A 17143-nucleotide genomic window follows, 5' to 3' on the forward strand; every position below is an offset into this window, starting at 1 on the left:
CGACTACCTCATGGCTCGCAAGACGATATACGACAGCAGCGTAAGGCGTAAGCAGCGTAGCGACCCGTGAATTCCGTGAATTCAACGAGCCTCCGCCTGGAGCGCGTCACCGGCCCGCGGGGCCGGCCAACTGGACAGACAGATCCACCGGCATCCCGAGATCGTTCTCACGAGCCGATCTCCGAGCCCTCCATCAGCCGGCTGGCGGTCACGAAGGTCATGCCCTGGCCCTGCAGCGCGGAGATCGACTCCCCCACGGCGCGCAGCAGCTCCTCATTGGGCTGTGTACGACCGTCGTGACACAGAATCACCGAGCCCGCATGAGCCGTATCGGCCACGTCCCTCGCCAGCCGCGCAGTCGGCGTGTGCTCGCTCCACAGCAGGATGTCCAGATCGCGCTCAGCCGCCACCATGAGAGCGGGAGCGTCCACGCGCCCATAGGGCGGGCGCCACAGTGCGGGCTGCGGCGCTCCGGCATCCTGGATCGCGGTGATCGTGCGGTCCACCGAATCCCGCAGCGCATCGACCTCCACACCGTAGACGTCGGTATGGACCCAGTTGTGCACGCCCACCTCGTGTCCGGTCTCCGCCTGGCGGGCGACCAGGTCGGGATGGGCTGCGACCGCCTCGCCCAGCACGAAGAAAGTCGCGGATGCGCCCAGCTCTGCGAGCATATCGAGAACCATCGGTGTCCAGCGCGGGTCGGGGCCGTCATCGAAGGTGAGGCAGACCTCGTCACGATCGGGTGAGCCCTGGAAGAGCACGCGGGTCGCGTATCGGCCGGGCTCCGTAGGACGCGGCGCCACACGAGCCGTGGGCGACAGGTGCGTGTCGGCATAGCGGACAGCGCTCGCCCCGGCTCCGCCGCCGACCGCAAGCGTCGCAGCTCCTGCGAGTCCCGCCCGCAGAACACGACGTCGACCGGCATGATCCGGTGAGTCGGAAAGGGGGACGGGGTCGGGCACCTGTCCAGCATAGATCGGCACAGCCGATGAGCACTGCGCCGACTCTCGTCACCCAGGCAGATGCCGGGTGTAGGACACGCGCCCGACGAGCAGATAGGCGCACCACGCCCCCACGACGCCAATGCCCATGACGACCACCATGGGCACGGCGCTGCGGCCGCCTCCCGAACTCGCCAGTGGAGCCGCACTCGCGTTGGCCAGCGCCTGAGCCACGCCCAGCAACGCGCTCGCGGTTCCGGCGACATGACGCACCTCTCCTAGCGCAAGCGCACTGGAGTTGCCGAAGACGCAGGCCTGAGCGGCCATGACGAGAACGAAACCGGTGCACAGGGGGATCAGGGCCACCCCGAGGAGAAGAACGCTCACGGCCACGATCGCTGCACCCGTCGCCGAGATTGTCAGGCCCAGGGCGATCAGGCGTCGAGGTCCGGTGTAATGCACCAGGCGAGCGTTGAGGAGGCTCAGGAGCATCTGACTTCCGGCCGTGCAGGCGAAGAAGATGGAGAAGGCTATGGGGCTGAGTCCCTTGATCTCCTGAAGCACGAAGGACGAGGAGGAGATGTAGGCGAACATGGCGAAACTGGAGAAGGAGGAGGTCAGCATGTATCCCACGTACCGGCGGTGCCCCAGAAGTTCCCGGCATCCCGCCAGGAAACGCCTCCAGCCCCCTTTCGATCGCCGTTCGGGCGGCAGGGACTCGGGGACGAACACGACCGCCATGGCAGTCATGAACAGGCCGAAGCCGACCAAGCACCAGAACACCATCCGCCAGGTCGCCATGGACAGAACCGCGCCTCCCGCCACGGGTGCGATCATGGGCGCCAGGGCGCTGACGGCCATGAGGATCGACATCATGGAGGCCAGTCGGTCACCATGGGCGAGGTCGACGAGGACCGCGCGCCCCACCACGGCTGCGACGCCACCGCCGAAGCCCTGCAGAAGTCGCCCGGCCACGAGCACCCCGATGTTGGGAGCGAAGACGCAGACGAGCGCTCCCAAGGAGCACAGCACGCCACCGACGATCACAGGAACCCGGCGTCCCTGCTGATCGGAGATGGTGCCGCCCGCGACCTGCCCCAGTCCCATGCCGATGAAGAAGGCCGTGAGCGTCAAACCCACTGCGGTCGCGCTGGTGGCGAGATCGGCAGTCACCTGGGGGAAGGCCGGGCTGTACATGTCGGTGGCGAAGGGCGGTACCGCGTTCTGCACGGCGAGTGCGGCGATGAGTCCAGCCGTGACAGCGGCCTCGGGGTGTCTCCCACGGGATCGTAGGGCGTTCATCAGCGAGCTCCTGTGGGCACGGCGCCGACCATGCGCCCGTCCTCGACGACAACCAGCCAGCGCGATAGGGTACGTGCCCGTTTAAGAGCCTCTGCTGCGGCCTGCCCGGTGAGGTCATTGCTCACGGCGGTCGCCGGGAGCACAGTGCAGATCTCGCCCGCAGTCACGACGGATTCCTCGGGCAGGTCCAATGCAGCCAGCCCGACATCGTCAATGATGCCCAGCAGTGCCGAGCCGTCCCCGACCAGGACAACGGAGGCTCCTCCGGCGAACTCGGAGCGGACTCTGGAAACCGTGGCGGTCGCCGGGAGCGTCGCGATCGGGTGCATGAGGGAACGCAGGTCGAGTCGTGCTGCGGCCCGCTCTCCGCCGCCGAGTCCCAGGACCCGCCACGACGTGGAGCCGATCGGCCAGGCGACCATGACGCACAGGATCAGGGAGAAGGGATCGGGACGCGAACCGCCCAGCAGCGGCTCCAGGATCCAGCGCCAGGCGATGCCGGTGACGACGAGCAGTCCTCCGATGGCGGCGACTCGTTGTCCCGCCCGTGGTCGTCCGGTCAGCTGGGTGACCAGGGAGGCCAGCGCGTGTCCGCCATCCAGCGGTAGGCCGGGCAGGGCGTTGAAGATCGCCAGGGCGAGATTCACCCAGGTGAGCGCCCACACGACCACGCCGACCGGGATCGACGTGATGACGTTGCTTCTGAGCAGCGCGCCGCCCACCGCCCACAGCGCGAGATTCGCCGCAGGGCCCGACAGCGAGGTGATGACGTCCTTCCACGGCGCCCAGGCATGTGCAGGGCCGAAACTCGTGCGCCCGCCCCACAGGTAGAGCTCGTAGCGCACAGGCCGTCTTCCCAGCACGGTGCCCGCTGATCCGTGGGCGAGTTCATGGAGGAGAACGCTTGCGCCCACGCCCACTACGGTGCCGGCTACGGTCGCCAGGACTACGAGGGAACTCGAGGCGGCCAAGGTGGAGGACACCAGCGGATACCAGGAGCCGGCGATGAGCAGGCCGAGGAGGAGGGAGGTCGGGGAGACGACGACAGGTGCTGCGCCGATTCGTCCGATCACCCAGCCCTGAGGCGTGGAAGCAGGTGACATGGGGCGAGCCTAGCCGTCCCGAGACGGCCGCCAGAACCGTCATACTGCCGATGAGCACGATTGAAGCGCGTGGTCCGATTTTTGAACGCGACGCCTGCCAGCGGCTCCGAATCCTGCGGATGTGCACAGGTCCAGGAGCTCCACCCGATCCGACGGATACCTGTGGACAATCACAGAGCATGCTGATGCGGCGCGATAGGTTCTTCTCGTGAGCGAGCACGCCGTGTCATTAAATCCGACGACGCCCTTGACGCCTGCCGCCTCCACATCAGTGGAGCCGGTCGCGCCGGGCACGGGCAGGATCACCAGTGCCACTTCCAACTCCAATGCGAGTTCCGATACCAGCCGCCCCCGACGAGGAGGCCGGGCGGCATTGTCGCCATCGCGCGCCAAGGACTTCATGCAGTGCCCGCTCATGTTCCGCCTGCGCACAATCGACCGGATCCCCGATCCGGGTTCGCTGGCCACGCATAAGGGCACTCTTGTCCACAGCGTCTTGGAGCGCCTGTACGACCTGCCCGCGCACGAGCGCACTCGGGAGGCGGCTCATGCCATCCTGCCTCCCCGGTGGGAAGCCCATCGGGATAAGAACCCCGCTGTCATGGACCTGTTCGAGAGTCTCGACCAGGTGGCCCCGTGGCTGAGCGAGGCCGAGGCGCTCATCGACACCTACTTCCAGATGGAGAATCCCGCACGCCTGGAGCCGGCCGAACGGGAGCTCTTCGTCCAGACCGAGACCAAGGACGGCCTGATGCTGCGCGGCTTCGTGGATCGTCTCGATATCGCCCCCGACGGAGCCATGCGCGTCGTGGATTACAAGACGGGCCGTTCCCCAGGACCGCGCTTCCAGGCCGAGGCGCTGTTCCAGATGCGCTTCTACGCCCTGGTGCTGTGGCGTCTGCGCGGCCAGCCGCCACGGCGCCTGCAACTGCTCTTCCTCAAGGATGGCCGCACCCTCACCCACGATCCGAATATGGCCGAGCTGGAGACGGCCGAGACCAAGATCTCCCGTATCTGGGATGACATCGAGGATTGCGCCACCACTGGCGAGTTCGGCCCGAAGCGCTCCCGACTATGCGATTGGTGCGTCTTTCAGGCGCAGTGCCCCCTCTTCGGCGGGACTACGCCGCCCCTTCCCCAGGAGGCAGTGGCGCGGTTGCTCACTGCCCGCCGCTGAAGAGCGGCCTGAGATCCTGATAGCCGCTGGTCGGGTCTGCCACCTCATTCCCATTCCGCACGCCGCCCCTAGTTCTGGTCGTCTCATCAAGCGGAAACATCTGGCCAACACGAGACTGGGAGTTCTAGCCTGCTGCTCGGATACTTTCACGTGGTTGAATCCCACGCTGGAAAGAACCACTCTGAACCGCCCTGATCATGTGGAGAACCTCATGAGCTCTAAGCCGCGCACCACGTTCCTTCGCGCCTCCCGCGGAGCTGCGTGTTGTATGCGCCGCTTAATCCAGAGGCAGTCTCAGAAGCACTGAGGCCGAAAGGCATCCGCACACCCTCTGCCTCCTGGCGACCGGCGCAATGGTGCGCATTCGGTCACGCATCTCAACCAACCGCTCCATGCTCGTCCACGGGCGAGGCGGTGCATGTGCTCTTACGCCACATGGTGTCGCCCAGCCCTGCCCAAAGACATGAGACATGCCATGAGACATGCCCGGCGTCAGCCGAGTGCTCAGTCGTTCGGGCCCACATGGACGTGAATGGACGTGAATGGGCGTGGCCAGCTATAGGCCATCACGACTTCGAACAGGACCATTCATGCTCATCACCGGACTCATCATCGGGGCTGTTCTCGGCCTCGTTCTTCAGCGCGGGCGCTTCTGCATCACAGGGGCTTTCCGGGACCTATGGGTCTCGCATTCTTCGCGTTGGTTCACCGCTTTCCTGCTCGCGATCACGATTCAGGCTCTAGGCGTCTCTCTCCTGACATTCCTGGGCGTCATCGCGCCCGAAGCCCCGAAACTATCAGTCATCGCCACAGTGCTCGGCTCGTTCTTGTTCGGGGTCGGAATCGTGCTGGCGGGCGGGTGCGCGACCGGCACTTACTACCGCGCAGGCGAAGGACTCGTCGGCTCCTGGTTCGCCCTAGTCGCCTACGCCTTGTTCGCAGCCGCAGCGAAGACCGGCTTCCTGTCCCCCGCGACCGCCCGGGTCAAAGGCCTGTGGACTACCGGGATGACGACGATTTCCGCCACCATCGGGCTGCCCAATTGGGTCGGAGTCGCCGCCCTCTGCATCGTATCGGCCTTTGCGGTGCACCGGCAGATACGCCGCGAGTCGGCCCGGCGACCCGCAGTCCAATTGCCCGCGCAGCGCACAGGGCTGAATCACCTGCTGTTCGAATACGCATGGAACCCCCTGGCCACAGGGGCCATCGTCGGTGTTATTGCGATCATCGCCTGGCCCCTGTCCTGGGCGAGCGGACGACCCGACGGACTGGGTATCACCACTCCCTCGGCCAACCTCGTCAGTGTTCTCGTCACCGGCGACTGGTCGCGCCTGGACTGGGGCGTCCTGCTGGTCGTGGGAATCATGCTCGGCTCGTATGCGGCGGCCAGAGCCTCTGGCGAGTTCCGCGTGCGGGTGCCCTCCGCCTTGGTGATCCAACGCGCCATCGTCGGCGGCGCCCTCATGGGCGTCGGAGCGGCGTGGGCGGGAGGCTGCTCGATCGGCAACGCCTTGGTCCAGACCTCCCTGTTGTCCTGGCAGGGCTGGATCGCACTCGTCTTCCAGATTCTCGGCGTCGGAGCGGCCGCCTGGGCGACCCTCATCCGACCTCGTGAGCAGCGCCGCCGGGCCAGAGCCGCTCAGGCCACTGCGGAAACTGCGGAATACGAGCCCGCAGCCCCGTCCGTCTCCGAAGGAGCGGCGCCCGAGATGGCCGTGCAGCACGCGCCGACGCCATCCCCTGCGCGCTGACCATTCCGCCGTCATCCCGACACCTATCCGCCCGAATCCGTGCGAATCCTTGCGAATCCCCACAAAGGAGCCATCATGCGAACCGTTTTGCAGACTGAAGGGCTTGTCTGCCCGTTCCCCGTCGTCGAGGCCGAGGAGGCGATGGCCGACCTGTCCGACGGCGATGAACTCGTCATCGGCTTCGACTGCACCCAAGGCACCCAGTCACTGCCGGCCTGGGCCGCCGACAACGGCTACACGGTTACCGAGTTCATCAAGACCGGCGACGCCAGTTGGTCCATCACCGTGCAGAAATAACGCAACCAGTCGCGCAACCGCATACGGTTATCCCTATGGAACACAGGAGGCTCGGCCGTAGCGGGCTGCGGGTGTCATCAGTGGGACTCGGCACGATGACCTGGGGGCGGGACACCGACGAGCTCGAGGCGAAGGAGCAGCTGGACGTCTTCCTCGACGCAGGCGGCACTCTTCTCGACACCGCCGCCTCGTACTGCGAGGGAGCCTCCGAGGAGGTGATCGGCGGGCTGTTGGCCGAACACGTCGACCGGCGCGATCTGGTCCTCGTCTCGAAGGCCGGGGTACGCACCTGGCGGACCGGAGCTCGCGGTACGGTCGCGGACGCCTCGCGCGGCACATTGCTGGATACTCTCGACGACTCCCTGATACGCCTGGGCACCGATCATCTCGACCTGTGGCTCGTCCAGATCCCCGATCCCACCACTCCGCTGGAGGAGACCGTCGATGCGCTGAGCATCGCGGTGTCCACCGGTCGCGCTCGTTACGTGGGACTGTCGAACCATCCGACCTGGGCATCGGTGCACGCCGCGGACCTGCTGGTTCCGGGCGCAGCCGGACCGGGGCTGGCCGCCGTTGAGGTGGAGCACTCCCTGTTGTGCCGCGGCATCGAGCGCGAGCTCATCCCTGCGGCCCACGCACTCGGCTTCGGCGTGCTCGGTTACGCCCCGCTGGGGCGCGGAGTCCTCACAGGCCGTTATCGGGCCACGACTCCCCCGGACTCGCGCGGCGCGTCACCGCACTTGAGGTCATATGTCGCGCCTTATCTGGGTGAGCCCCATGTCGGCGTGGTGGAGGCGGTGGCCACAGCCGCGGCAGGACTGGACCGCAAGCCCGTGGAGGTGGCCCTGGCGTGGGCGCGGGACGCCCCGGGCATCGCAGCAGCGATCGTGGGCGCGCGCACGCCCTCTCAGCTGCGCGGCGCCCTGGCGAGCGAGGACCTCGTGCTGCCCGTGCAGATTCGTCATGCTCTGGATGAGATTACGGCGGTCAAAATGGGCTATCCCGAGCGCTTCTGAGTCTGAGTACGCCGATTCAGGATTCAGGCAGTCAGCCCCACACCATGGCAACGCGCCGACCCTCCAGATCATGGACGGGAACCTCCATGCCGAAGACCCTGCTGAGGCACTCCTTGGTCATCGTCTCCTCAGGGGTTCCCTGAACGACCACCGCGCCATCGCGCAGAGCGACGATGCGGTCCGCCCAGGCGGCGGCCATGTTGATGTCATGCATGACGACGACCACCGTGCGACCCAGCTCGTGGGCGGCGGCCCGCAGGCGTCGCATCATCGTCACCGAGTGAACCATGTCCAGATTGTTGAGGGGCTCATCCAGCAGCATATAAGGCGTCTCCTGGGCGAGCACCATGGCAACGAACGCCCGTTGGCGCTGGCCCCCGGACATCTGGTCGAGATAACGGCCGGCCAGGTCGTTCAGGTCCATCCATGCCAAGGTCTTCTCGACGACGGCGTCATCATGCTCGGTAGGGCGTCCATGGTTGTGGGGGTAACGGCCGAAGGAGACCAGGTCGCGCACTGTCAGGCGCACCAGCATGTGATTGTCCTGCTTGAGGACGCACAGGACCTTGGCGAGCTCGTCGCTCGGTGTCGTGGCGACATTCAGCCCACCGACTTCCACTGTGCCCGCATCCGCTCCCAGCAGGCGCGCCATGACTGACAGGAGTGTGGACTTGCCCGCGCCGTTGGCCCCCACGAGCCCGATGAGCTCACCATCGGGGAGGTCGAGGTCGACATCGCTCAGGACGGGCCATTGCCCATAAGACTTGGTGAGTCCGCTGACATGGATCATGAGCGCCTCCCGGAGCTGATGAGCAGAACAATGAGGGTGAGCCCGCCGAGGAATTCCACAACGACAGACAGGACGGCGTTATTGCCCAGCAGCTGGGTCAAAATCGTCTGACCGGCCACAAGCACGAACATGGCCACGAGCGCCGCCATGGGAACGGTCACGACATGACGATTAGTACCGGAGATCCAATAAGCCAGGTGGGCGACGAGCAGCCCCAGAAACATGATGGGTCCTACCAGAGCCGTGGAGACCGAGACCAGGACGGCCACCATCGCCACCACTCGTCTCGATAAACGGCGGTGATCCACTCCTAGAGCGGTGGCGACGTCCGGGCCCAGGCTCACGACATCGAGCACCCTCAATTCGCGTATTGCCAGGAGCGAGATGATCGCGGTCACGACAAGGGAGATCACTAGAAGTCTGGGATTGACTGTATTGAAGGAGGCGAAGAGTCGATCCTGAAGCACCAGATAGGAGTTGGGATCGAGCAGGCGCTGGATGAAAGTTGTTCCTGAGCGCAGGAAGGTGCCCAGCACAATGCCCAGGAGCACAAGCGTGGTCACTGAGCGCCGTCCGCGCAGCACCAGCCCCATGAGCGCCAGAGCCACACCGATCATGACCGCCATTGTCAGGCCGAAAACGGTGAGGTCCGACAGAGCGACCATCCCGGATGCTCTGAATAGGATGAGAAGCACTGCTTGTATCAGGGAATACAGGGAGTCGAGGCCGAGAACCGACGGGGTCAGGATCCGGTTGCCGGCGATCGTCTGGAATATGACAGTGGATACTCCGCTCGCCCAGCCCACGCACAGGAGAGCGCCGAGCTTGGGCAGGCGGAAAGGAAGCACCCGGATGGGATGACGCGCGCCTATCACCATGAAGACCGCGCAGGCGAGAACCAGGAGGAGCGCGACCAGCAGGAGACGCATGAGGGCGCCCCGATTCTCAATGCGGCGACGGCGTGAAAGGCGGGACTTATCATCCGCCTGCGCTTCCCCGTGGGAATCCGCGATGGTGAGAGCACCGGAGCCCTTGAAGGAGTCAGCCACGGTCCACTCCCCGCAGGATGAGAACGATGAAGATGCCTGAACCGATGAGCCCTATGACAACCGCAAGCGGAACCTCATAGGGGTACCGCACTAGGCGTCCGATGATGTCGCAGCCCAGCGTCAGCCCAGCGCCGCCGACGGCGATGACCGGCAGGCTTCGGCGCAGGTTGTCCCCCGCCAGTCGGGAGACGACATTGGGCACGACCAACCCGAGGAAGGGCAGGACTCCGACCACGACAACGCTGACAGCGGTCATGATGGCGGCGGTCATGATGGCCAGGTTGACGGTGCCGCGGTAGTTGAGGCCGAGGCTGGTGGCGGCGTCCTCGCCCAGACTCGCCACCGTGAGGCGATCCGCGGCCAGATACAGCAGAAGAGCGAGAAAGGCGACCACCCAGAGCAGCTCATAGCGCCCCGCCAGAATATGGGACAGGTCCCCTGCGGTCCATGAGCCGAGGGATTGCAGCAGGTCGTAGCGCCAGGCGACGAATGTGGTTCCCGCCTCGACGACGCCTCCGAGCATGAGGCCGATGAGCGGTACCGTGACATCGGTGGACGTGCGTTGGGAGGGCAGAAGATGCAGCAGCCACAAGAAGATCCCGGAACCGGCAAGGGCGCAGACGGAGGCCACGATCATCTTGCCCATGACGCTCATGCCCGGAGCCGCCAGACCGACTAGCAGCAGCCCGGCGAGAGCGAACTGGCTGGTGCCTGCGGTGGTTGGAGAGACGAAGCGATTCCGTACGCTCATCTGCATGACGGCTCCGGCCACCGCAATTCCGGTTCCCGATAGTACTGCGGCCAGAGTTCGTGGCAGGCGCGAGATCATGAAGAGGTGCAGGGACTCCCCTCCTGACCCACCGCTCAGAAGATCACCGAGGTGGAAATCAGCCACGCCCACGCATATCGACACCAGGCAGAGGACAAGTAGAAGCCCAATCCCGAGCAGCACAAGAAACCGCGGCTTTGAACTGCGTCTGGAGATCGAAACGACGGTCTCGCGATTCTCCTCACCAGTGCTGGCGGAATGATCCGAGTCTTGTGCGGCCCGTGTCAGGCCGTGAGTCATGACGAGAGGTCGTTCTTGATCTCCTCGGCCATCCGAGGACTGGCGGTGAAGCCTTCACCGATAATGTACCAGTCGACGCCGTTGACATAGAAGACCTTATTGTTCTTCCAGGCCTTTGTGGCAGTCACAATATCGTTGTTGAGAACCTCTTTGGCCGGCGTGCCCTCCTGACCGATAGCAGCGCTGCGGTCCAGAACGAAGAGCAGATCGGGATCCGCGTCTCCGATGAACTCGAAGTCGATGGCCTCACCATGGGTAGCGGCCTCGACATCCTCGACGGCGGGCGTGACACCGAATTCGTCGAAGACGACGTCGAAGCGGGAGCCGGTGCCGAATGCCGTGACCTTGTCACCATTGGTCATAAGGAAAAGGCCCTTGCCCGCGTCCTTGGCCACCTTCGCGACCTCATCGGCCGCTGTGGTGAACTCAGAAAGCTTGGCTTGAGCATCATCTTTCTTGTTGAAGATATTTCCGAGGATATCGGCGTAGCTCGTCAGAGTGGCCGTTGCGGTTGCGGACTTCTGCTGGCCCTCACCACCGCCTCCACCGCCTCCACCGCCGCCCTGCGCCGCGCCGTCGGTGGCGTCGTCGGCCTTGACCGTCATATCGATCGTCGGGAAATTCGCCGACAATGTCTCGTATGCTTTGGAGGTTCTCTTGGCGACGATGACAAGATCGGGATCGATATCCGCAATCGCCTCCTCGTCCGGTTCTTTCACGGTACCCACATCTTTGTAGGTATCGCTCTGGAACTCGGAAAGGGAGTCTGGGTAGGTGGTCGAGGTCTTGGGAACACCCGCGACGGCACTCGACAGATCGAGAGAGGCGATGGAATCAAGGACACCGAGGTCGAGAACGACGACGCGCTCGGGCGCCTTGTCCAGGGTGAGCTCGCCCTGCGCGTGCTTGATGGTCACGGGGTACCCGACCGAGGATCCAGATGCCGAATCGTCGTTTCCGCCTCCATCACCGCCACCGGCGCCGTTATTGGACGTGTTGGCGGAGCCGCAGGCGGCCAGAACAGCCACCCCGGCGGCTGAGGCAGTGGTGGCAAGGATCTGCCGGCGTGAGAGGGAGAGGGACATGAAGACACCTATCGCAAATCGAGTCATGAGCATGAGGTAAGCCTCGCCTAACTCGACTGACCGTAACATAAAAGGGTTCGGCCAGATAAGCGCCTGAGATGAAGGGCACACTGCGCGCGGAGTTGACAGCCAGTAATAAAAACGGACGGTCGGATATCGTCAGAAGCCCATTCCGACTTGTACGTGGAGTAAGTGGGCTTCAGTCCTCGAAATCATCCTCGTATTCGTCATCGTCGAACTCGCCCTCATCGTCGTATTCGTCATCCTCGTCATAGTCGTCCTCATCGTCACCCAGATCATCATCCTCATCCCCTTCGGAATCGACGATGTCGAAAGGGAGCTCAATGCCGTAGGCGGTGAACAGGGCGTCGTCATAAGTGAAGAAAGCATCCTGGAGGGCGTTCTCGGCGGCAACCACAGCCGGCGACTCCTCATCACCGGTGGCGGCCGCGTCCAGGTGCGCCTCGAAGGCGGCAATGAGTCGGTTGAGCGCGGACCGCGGGTCGTTCGTCATGGAATCAGACTACCGGCTCGCGGACCGAATGCGCACCGATCAGGATTTCACTCCCAGGGCCTTGGCGATGTAGCCGAGGAGAAGATCCTCGCCCTTCATGCGAGCGGTCTCCTCAGGGCCGACGACAACACGCACACCGTCCCGCAGTACTTGGGAGGCACCGCCGTCGGGACCCAACGGCAGAACGACATGCTCGGGCTGGGGGGTGTAGACGGCCGTGGCGGCCCGCCCCTCGATGAGTGAGCGGATATTGGTGGCGACGACCTCCGCGTGAGCCCGGGCGGCATCAGCCCGTTTGGTCTCGCGCACGTCGGTGATGTCGCCGATCGCCCACACCCCGGGGTGATCGACTACGCGCAGGTGGTCGTCAACGCGGATGGTCCCGTCGTAGTGGCGAATCTCGTCATAGTTCTCGCCGAGGAAGCCGGTGGCGGCCGCCGAGCCGTAAGCGCGGAACCACATATCGGCCTCAAGCCGCCGGCCGCCCTTCGTCGTCACGCGGAATGGGGACAGGACTCCGGGGTCGACCGGCGGCAGGGCGACGAGCTGGTCCTCGGTGATGATCTCGACATCGCGCTGCTCGAGCTGGAAGCGGATCGCCTCGCGCAGCTCCGGCTTGTAGTCGCGATTGTGCAGGATGTCCGGCCCGGCCTCGAGCATGACAACCTCCGTTGCGGGAAAAGCCGAGGTGATCTCCCCGGCCAGCTCGATGCCGACTTCGCCGGCGCCGGCGATCAGGACGCGCCCGGCCTGCTCGAGGTTGGTGTGAGCGCGCTCGATGCGGGCCTTGGCGATGATCGAGGAGGACTCCAGGTGCTTAGCGGGGAACGGATAGGCGGTGCCGGTGGCCAGGACCAGGTGGTCCGCCTCGATATCCCCCATTCCGGCCACCGACACGGTGGTGCCCCTGACGCCCAGGGCGGTGCCGTGAACAACCCGCCCACGGGCCAAGAGGTTGTCGTAGGGCAAGAAGATCCTCTCAGCCCACTCACGATCGACAGCGGCCCGCAGCGCGGCGGTGTGGTTGACGAAGGTGTCCTTCTGCTCGACGAGGGTCACCTCTGCGACATCGTCGAGGGCCTTGGCGATGGCGATACCGCCGTATCCGCCTCCGATAACGGTCACGCGCGTCATATTCGTCCTTCCGGTTCGCGGGATGTCAGTGCTGTCAGTGCTATCGATGCTGTCAGTGCTGTCAGTGCTGTCGCTCTTGGACAGCGCGGCCGTCACGGCACCGGCGGGCTCGGTCATGGGACCATCGTGCCACGAACCCGCACCTTTCTTTTTCACGGTTCCCCGACGATCCCCAACATTTCATGCAGACCACGCCCCTCCCTACTCGAGTCGCCCGCCAGAGACGAGAGAGATGATGAATCCGCGCGTCTCGGCGTCCATCGCGTCGTCGTGATTCTTCCCGAAGGCGAGTTCAGTCCACCACCCATTGATGGCGAGCAGTCCGACGCGCTGGGCATGAGTGAGGGTGAGAGGATCGCCGGTCCATTCATGCAGGAAGTCGTCCCACGCGCGGTTCAGGCCGACGGCTTCGGGGCGGCCCGAGATGAGGAATGCGAACTCGCCCGGCAGAAGGGCGCCATCGAGGACGGATGTGGTCAGAGCGATCATGCGTTCAGTACGCGTGGCCTCTTCGACGGGTCTGCCCAGGGCCGCCAGAGCCTCGTTCTTCCAGCGCATCAGCAGGTCGGAGGCGATGCCGGCCATGAGGTCGTCGCGCGTACGGAAGTGGTAGACGATTCCGCCCCTGGTCAGCCCGACCTCCTCGGCCAGGGCTTCGAAATTCAGCGCGTCGATTCCCTCGCGCGCGATTATCTCCAGTGCCCCTGCAACGATGCGCTCACGGTTGGAGGGACGCACAGTATCAGCGCTCCTCGTTCGGATCTGCCGAGTCCTCGCCCCCGGCGGGCACATGTCGCCAGGCCATGACGGCCGCGAGAAGAAGAATCAGCGCCGCGATGACAGCCGTGGTCTGCATGGCCTGGGCGAATGCCTGCTGAGCCCGGCCGTAGAAGGCGGCCTGCGCGGCATCCCCGCGATCGACGACGCCGGCCAAGGTGGCCAGAGATTGGCGGGCGGCTTCGATCACGGATCCGGGCAAGGCGGAAGCGGCATCGTCATCGAGCCCTCCCAGATGCGCACGGTAACCGACGTCTTGAACCGAGCCGAGGACTGCAATGCCCAAGGCCGCACCGAGTTCGAAGCCGGTCTCGGAGATGGCCGAGGCCGCCCCGGCGCGGCCGGCGGGAACGGCGTCGAGAACGGCGGCAGTGGCAACGGCGCTGGCTATACCAATGCCCGCGCCGATCAGGATCAGCGCAATGGCGAGTGGTGGGTATCCCGGGAAGAATCCCGCAGCCACCAGAGTCAGGAGTCCGAGAGCCATGACCACCAGGCCGCCGGCACACGCTCTGCCTCGGCCGAAGCGGGATACGAGCCGTCCGACGAGAACAACAACGGCAACTGCGGCTATAGGATTCGGCAGCTCTGCCAGGCCGGCCCGAAGAGCCGAGTATTCGCGCACGAGCTGGAGGTACTGGCTGAAGAAGTACCACAGCCCGGCCAGTGCGAAGATAGCCATGACGGAGGTCAGTACCGCCCAGGCGAATGCAGGACGCGCGAAGAGTCCGACATCGATAAGCGGTGTTGACAGAACGCGCTGACGACGAACGAAGACCCATCCGAGTGCGAGCCCGACAGCCAGCCCCACCAGGCCGAGAACCGTGAACCCATCATGGGCGAAGGTTTTCACAGCATAGATGAGCGGGATGATGGCACCCACCGACAGAACTGCGGACAGGAAGTCGATAGGGGCGCCGCGGTCGTTGCGGGACTCGGGCAGAAGCCATGCCCCGGTGACGACGATCAGGATCATAACGGGGACATTGATGAGAAAGACGCTCCCCCACCAGAAATGCCCCAGGAGGAAGCCGCCGACGAGCGGCCCCAGCGCCGTGCCCCCGGAGGCGCCCGCGGACCAGATCGCGATGGCGGTATCGCGGTGGCGGGCATCTGGGAAGATGTTTCTGACCAGAGAGAGTGTCGAAGGCATGATGGTGGCTCCGCTGAGCCCCAAGAGTGCACGCGCGATGATGAGGGCGGTAGCGCTGGGCGCGAAGGCCGCCAGCACACTGGACATCCCGAAGCCGGCGGTGCCGATGAGCAGAAGACGGCGGCGACCGATGCGGTCGGCGACGTTGCCCATGGTGACGAGCAGACCGGCCAGGGTGAAGGAGTAGATGTCACCGATCCACAGCAGTTGGCTGGCACTGGGGGCCAAGTGGGTGCTCAATGAGGGAATGGCCAACGATAGGACCGTGGTGTCGACGCCGAGAAGAGTCACCGCCAGGGTGAGGACCGCTAGAGCGCCCCAATCACGGGGGCGCGGTGCGGGCGGCGATGCGGCATCGAGAGTACCGAGAGCGCTGGGTGTCATCATTCTCTTAACTTTACTGTACGTACAGTAAAGTTAAGAGAATGATGACGCTCACGCTGATTCGACGGTTCTGAAGCGAAGCCGTTCGGCTGGTCAGTCAGCCTGCGAGGGAGCCGGACCGCTCTCGGGATCGATTCCAAGCACTCCGCCGACATCAGGAGGGAAATAGCCGGGGCCTTTGAGGACCTTGCCGTCCTCGCGGTAGACCGGCCGCCCGTCGCTGCCCAGCTTGGACATGTTGGAGCGCTGGACCTCGGCCAGCACGGCCGCCAGGTCGATGCCCGTCTCCAGGGCCATGCCGTAGACGACGTAGATGAGATCCGCCAATGCGTCGGCGGTCTCGACAGTGTCTCGGGAACCGTCGTCGGCGGCCACGGCCCGACTGTAGGCCTCCTCCACTGTGCCGCGAGCAGCCGCACCGTAGACGGCTCCAGTCAGTTCGGCGAACTCTTCAGCGATCAGACTCATGCGCATGTGGAGACTCTTGCGGTCCAGAGAAGGACCATCGGTACGGATCGGCAAGCCGTAAACATGATGGAACCGGCGCACGAGCGACTCGGGGTCATCTCCCTCACGCTCACCGACACCATCAGCGGCCACGAGCGGCGTGGCCGCGCCATGCGCGTGGGAGGAGCCCGCCCCCTGCTCACCGACAGCGACGGGACCGTCCCAGGGCGCCAGCGGTCGGCGAGGATCATCGGGCAGGAGCGTGCCGATCCAGCCGTCATGGAGAGTGCCGTCGTTGGCGAGGAATGAGCGCACCCGTCCCTCCCGCCGGAATCCCAGTCCCCAGGCCACCCGCCATGACGCCCAGTTCGGGACGCCGTCGTGGATCTCGCAACGCCACCGCAGGGTGACGGCGCGCAACGGGCCGCCGGGGTCGAAAGCCGTCTCGATAAGGGCGCGGGCGGCCCGAGTGACGGTTCCCCGTCCACGCGCCTCAGAATCGAGCCAGTACCCGATCTCCCAGATGCCGTCGATCTGCCCGGTGAGACTCATCATGCCGACGAGGCGGGGGGTGTCACCCTCCCGATCCTCGCGTACGGCCCATGTGAGAACGTTGTCGCTCTCCCAGCCCTCAACGACTATCCGAGTCACGAAACTCTCGGCATCAGCACGGGAGTAGCCACGGGAGATCGAAGTCCATTCCTGGATATCCGGGGCCTGACAGATCTCGGCGATTCGGTCGATGTCAGCCTCAGTGGGCGTGGACAGCAGGAGCGCGGGCAGAGAAACACCATCTCGTTCAACGGCGGGCACACGAATCTCGAAGGGGTTCATGCCCGGCGATCATAGCCTTCTCGTCTGTTTCACGACCGATGACGGCACGACCCGCCTACTATGACGGAGTACCGATTGATCTGCTCCGTTCGACAGCGAACCAGTGAAGGAGCCGCCCATGTCGTACCCGAGCTCCCCTAAGCCCCTTGCTACCGGACTCGAGAGTTCTGATGCCACGGGCGGGCGGCTCCCCGCGTATCCCGCCATGCCCCGATGGCTGCACCCGTCCATTCGAGTACGTCAGCAATCAGGAGTGGTGTGCGTCGAGCAGCATGTTCCCGCACGAGTCGCTCAGGCCCGAACTGTGAGGAGGGATA

The 17143-nt window shown here is 64.9% G+C and carries 16 protein-coding genes; 4 read left to right on the plus strand and 12 right to left on the minus strand.

What is annotated here, in order from left to right:
• Nucleotides 1-167: 167 nt before the first annotated feature.
• From W5W_RS14925 to W5W_RS0110245, 3 genes are read right to left on the minus strand one after another with little or no spacing between them, the layout of a single operon-like run.
• Nucleotides 168-965 carry a polysaccharide deacetylase family protein gene (locus tag W5W_RS14925; RefSeq protein ID WP_238533325.1) on the minus strand — a complete coding sequence of 266 codons (798 nt, stop codon included), beginning with the start codon at nt 963-965 and terminating at the stop codon, nt 168-170.
• 48 nt (nt 966-1013) lie between these two features.
• On the minus strand, nt 1014-2246 hold the full coding sequence (locus W5W_RS0110240; RefSeq protein ID WP_017195327.1) for a multidrug effflux MFS transporter: 1233 nt from the start codon (nt 2244-2246) through the stop codon (nt 1014-1016).
• Nucleotides 2246-3349 (minus strand): site-2 protease family protein, encoded by a 1104-nt coding sequence (locus W5W_RS0110245; RefSeq protein ID WP_008730295.1) that lies wholly within the window; start codon nt 3347-3349, stop codon nt 2246-2248. Before W5W_RS0110245 ends, W5W_RS0110240 begins: the two co-directional genes overlap by 1 nt.
• 208 nt (nt 3350-3557) lie before the next feature.
• Here W5W_RS0110245 and W5W_RS0110250 point away from each other — a divergent pair, with 208 nt between their 5' ends.
• The 4 genes from W5W_RS0110250 to W5W_RS0110265 all read left to right on the plus strand — a co-directional run bounded on the left by W5W_RS0110250 (nt 3558) and on the right by W5W_RS0110265 (nt 7590).
• Nucleotides 3558-4526 (plus strand): RecB family exonuclease, encoded by a 969-nt coding sequence (locus W5W_RS0110250; RefSeq protein ID WP_390882553.1) that lies wholly within the window; start codon nt 3558-3560, stop codon nt 4524-4526.
• Between the two features lie 590 nt (nt 4527-5116).
• The gene (locus W5W_RS0110255) at nt 5117-6277 is read left to right on the plus strand and encodes a YeeE/YedE family protein (protein ID WP_017195329.1); all 1161 of its coding nucleotides are present in this window, start codon (nt 5117-5119) and stop codon (nt 6275-6277) included.
• 75 nt (nt 6278-6352) lie between these two features.
• A complete protein-coding gene (locus tag W5W_RS0110260; RefSeq protein ID WP_008730292.1) occupies nt 6353-6574 on the plus strand; it encodes a sulfurtransferase TusA family protein in 222 nt (73 codons plus the stop codon).
• Nucleotides 6575-6609: 35 nt separating this feature from the next.
• The gene (locus W5W_RS0110265) at nt 6610-7590 is read left to right on the plus strand and encodes an aldo/keto reductase (protein WP_029574248.1); all 981 of its coding nucleotides are present in this window, start codon (nt 6610-6612) and stop codon (nt 7588-7590) included.
• A gap of 31 nt (nt 7591-7621) precedes the next feature.
• Here the strand turns inward: W5W_RS0110265 and W5W_RS0110270 are convergent, their stop codons facing one another.
• The 9 genes from W5W_RS0110270 to W5W_RS0110310 form a co-directional block, all read right to left on the minus strand.
• Nucleotides 7622-8380: an iron ABC transporter ATP-binding protein gene (locus W5W_RS0110270; RefSeq protein ID WP_008730300.1), complete on the minus strand. Its 759-nt coding sequence runs from the start codon at nt 8378-8380 to the stop codon at nt 7622-7624.
• A complete protein-coding gene (locus W5W_RS0110275) occupies nt 8377-9429 on the minus strand; it encodes an iron chelate uptake ABC transporter family permease subunit (protein ID WP_008730376.1) in 1053 nt (350 codons plus the stop codon). The genes W5W_RS0110270 and W5W_RS0110275 overlap by 4 nt, the downstream gene beginning before the upstream one ends.
• The gene (locus W5W_RS0110280; protein WP_008730306.1) at nt 9422-10498 is read right to left on the minus strand and encodes an ABC transporter permease; all 1077 of its coding nucleotides are present in this window, start codon (nt 10496-10498) and stop codon (nt 9422-9424) included. Before W5W_RS0110280 ends, W5W_RS0110275 begins: the two co-directional genes overlap by 8 nt.
• Nucleotides 10495-11583, minus strand: a complete 1089-nt coding sequence (locus W5W_RS0110285) for a siderophore ABC transporter substrate-binding protein (RefSeq protein WP_017195332.1) — start codon at nt 11581-11583, stop codon at nt 10495-10497. The genes W5W_RS0110280 and W5W_RS0110285 overlap by 4 nt, the downstream gene beginning before the upstream one ends.
• Before the next feature lie 199 nt (nt 11584-11782).
• A complete protein-coding gene (locus W5W_RS0110290; protein ID WP_008730293.1) occupies nt 11783-12097 on the minus strand; it encodes a hypothetical protein in 315 nt (104 codons plus the stop codon).
• 39 nt (nt 12098-12136) lie between these two features.
• Nucleotides 12137-13231 (minus strand): FAD-dependent oxidoreductase, encoded by a 1095-nt coding sequence (locus W5W_RS0110295; RefSeq protein ID WP_029574251.1) that lies wholly within the window; start codon nt 13229-13231, stop codon nt 12137-12139.
• 201 nt (nt 13232-13432) lie between these two features.
• On the minus strand, nt 13433-13969 hold the full coding sequence (locus W5W_RS0110300) for a TetR/AcrR family transcriptional regulator (RefSeq protein WP_008730380.1): 537 nt from the start codon (nt 13967-13969) through the stop codon (nt 13433-13435).
• Between the two features lie 4 nt (nt 13970-13973).
• Nucleotides 13974-15548, minus strand: a complete 1575-nt coding sequence (locus W5W_RS0110305) for an MFS transporter (protein WP_008730362.1) — start codon at nt 15546-15548, stop codon at nt 13974-13976.
• 90 nt (nt 15549-15638) lie between these two features.
• Complete coding sequence (locus W5W_RS0110310) at nt 15639-16826, minus strand: bifunctional GNAT family N-acetyltransferase/nucleoside triphosphate pyrophosphohydrolase family protein (RefSeq protein WP_017195335.1); 1188 nt, start codon at nt 16824-16826, stop codon at nt 15639-15641.
• Nucleotides 16827-17143: the final 317 nt, after the last annotated feature.

Origin of the sequence: Actinomyces massiliensis 4401292, from assembly GCF_000269805.1 — a bacterium.
Taxonomy (GTDB): Bacteria; Actinomycetota; Actinomycetes; order Actinomycetales; family Actinomycetaceae; genus Actinomyces; species Actinomyces massiliensis.

What these genes read in the sequence shown, in the direction of transcription:
- W5W_RS0110240 (WP_017195327.1), bottom strand. Translation starts at nt 2,246, where the DNA reads ATGAACGCCCTACGATCCCGTGGGAGACACCCCGAGGCCGCTGTCACG.
- W5W_RS0110245 (WP_008730295.1), bottom strand. Translation starts at nt 3,349, where the DNA reads ATGTCACCTGCTTCCACGCCTCAGGGCTGGGTGATCGGACGAATCGGC.
- W5W_RS0110255 (WP_017195329.1), top strand. Translation starts at nt 5,117, where the DNA reads ATGCTCATCACCGGACTCATCATCGGGGCTGTTCTCGGCCTCGTTCTT.
- W5W_RS0110260 (WP_008730292.1), top strand. Translation starts at nt 6,353, where the DNA reads ATGCGAACCGTTTTGCAGACTGAAGGGCTTGTCTGCCCGTTCCCCGTC.
- W5W_RS0110265 (WP_029574248.1), top strand. Translation starts at nt 6,610, where the DNA reads ATGGAACACAGGAGGCTCGGCCGTAGCGGGCTGCGGGTGTCATCAGTG.
- W5W_RS0110270 (WP_008730300.1), bottom strand. Translation starts at nt 8,380, where the DNA reads ATGATCCATGTCAGCGGACTCACCAAGTCTTATGGGCAATGGCCCGTC.
- W5W_RS0110280 (WP_008730306.1), bottom strand. Translation starts at nt 10,498, where the DNA reads ATGACTCACGGCCTGACACGGGCCGCACAAGACTCGGATCATTCCGCC.
- W5W_RS0110285 (WP_017195332.1), bottom strand. Translation starts at nt 11,583, where the DNA reads ATGTCCCTCTCCCTCTCACGCCGGCAGATCCTTGCCACCACTGCCTCA.
- W5W_RS0110290 (WP_008730293.1), bottom strand. Translation starts at nt 12,097, where the DNA reads ATGACGAACGACCCGCGGTCCGCGCTCAACCGACTCATTGCCGCCTTC.
- W5W_RS0110295 (WP_029574251.1), bottom strand. Translation starts at nt 13,231, where the DNA reads ATGACGCGCGTGACCGTTATCGGAGGCGGATACGGCGGTATCGCCATC.
- W5W_RS0110305 (WP_008730362.1), bottom strand. Translation starts at nt 15,548, where the DNA reads ATGATGACACCCAGCGCTCTCGGTACTCTCGATGCCGCATCGCCGCCC.
- W5W_RS0110310 (WP_017195335.1), bottom strand. Translation starts at nt 16,826, where the DNA reads ATGAACCCCTTCGAGATTCGTGTGCCCGCCGTTGAACGAGATGGTGTT.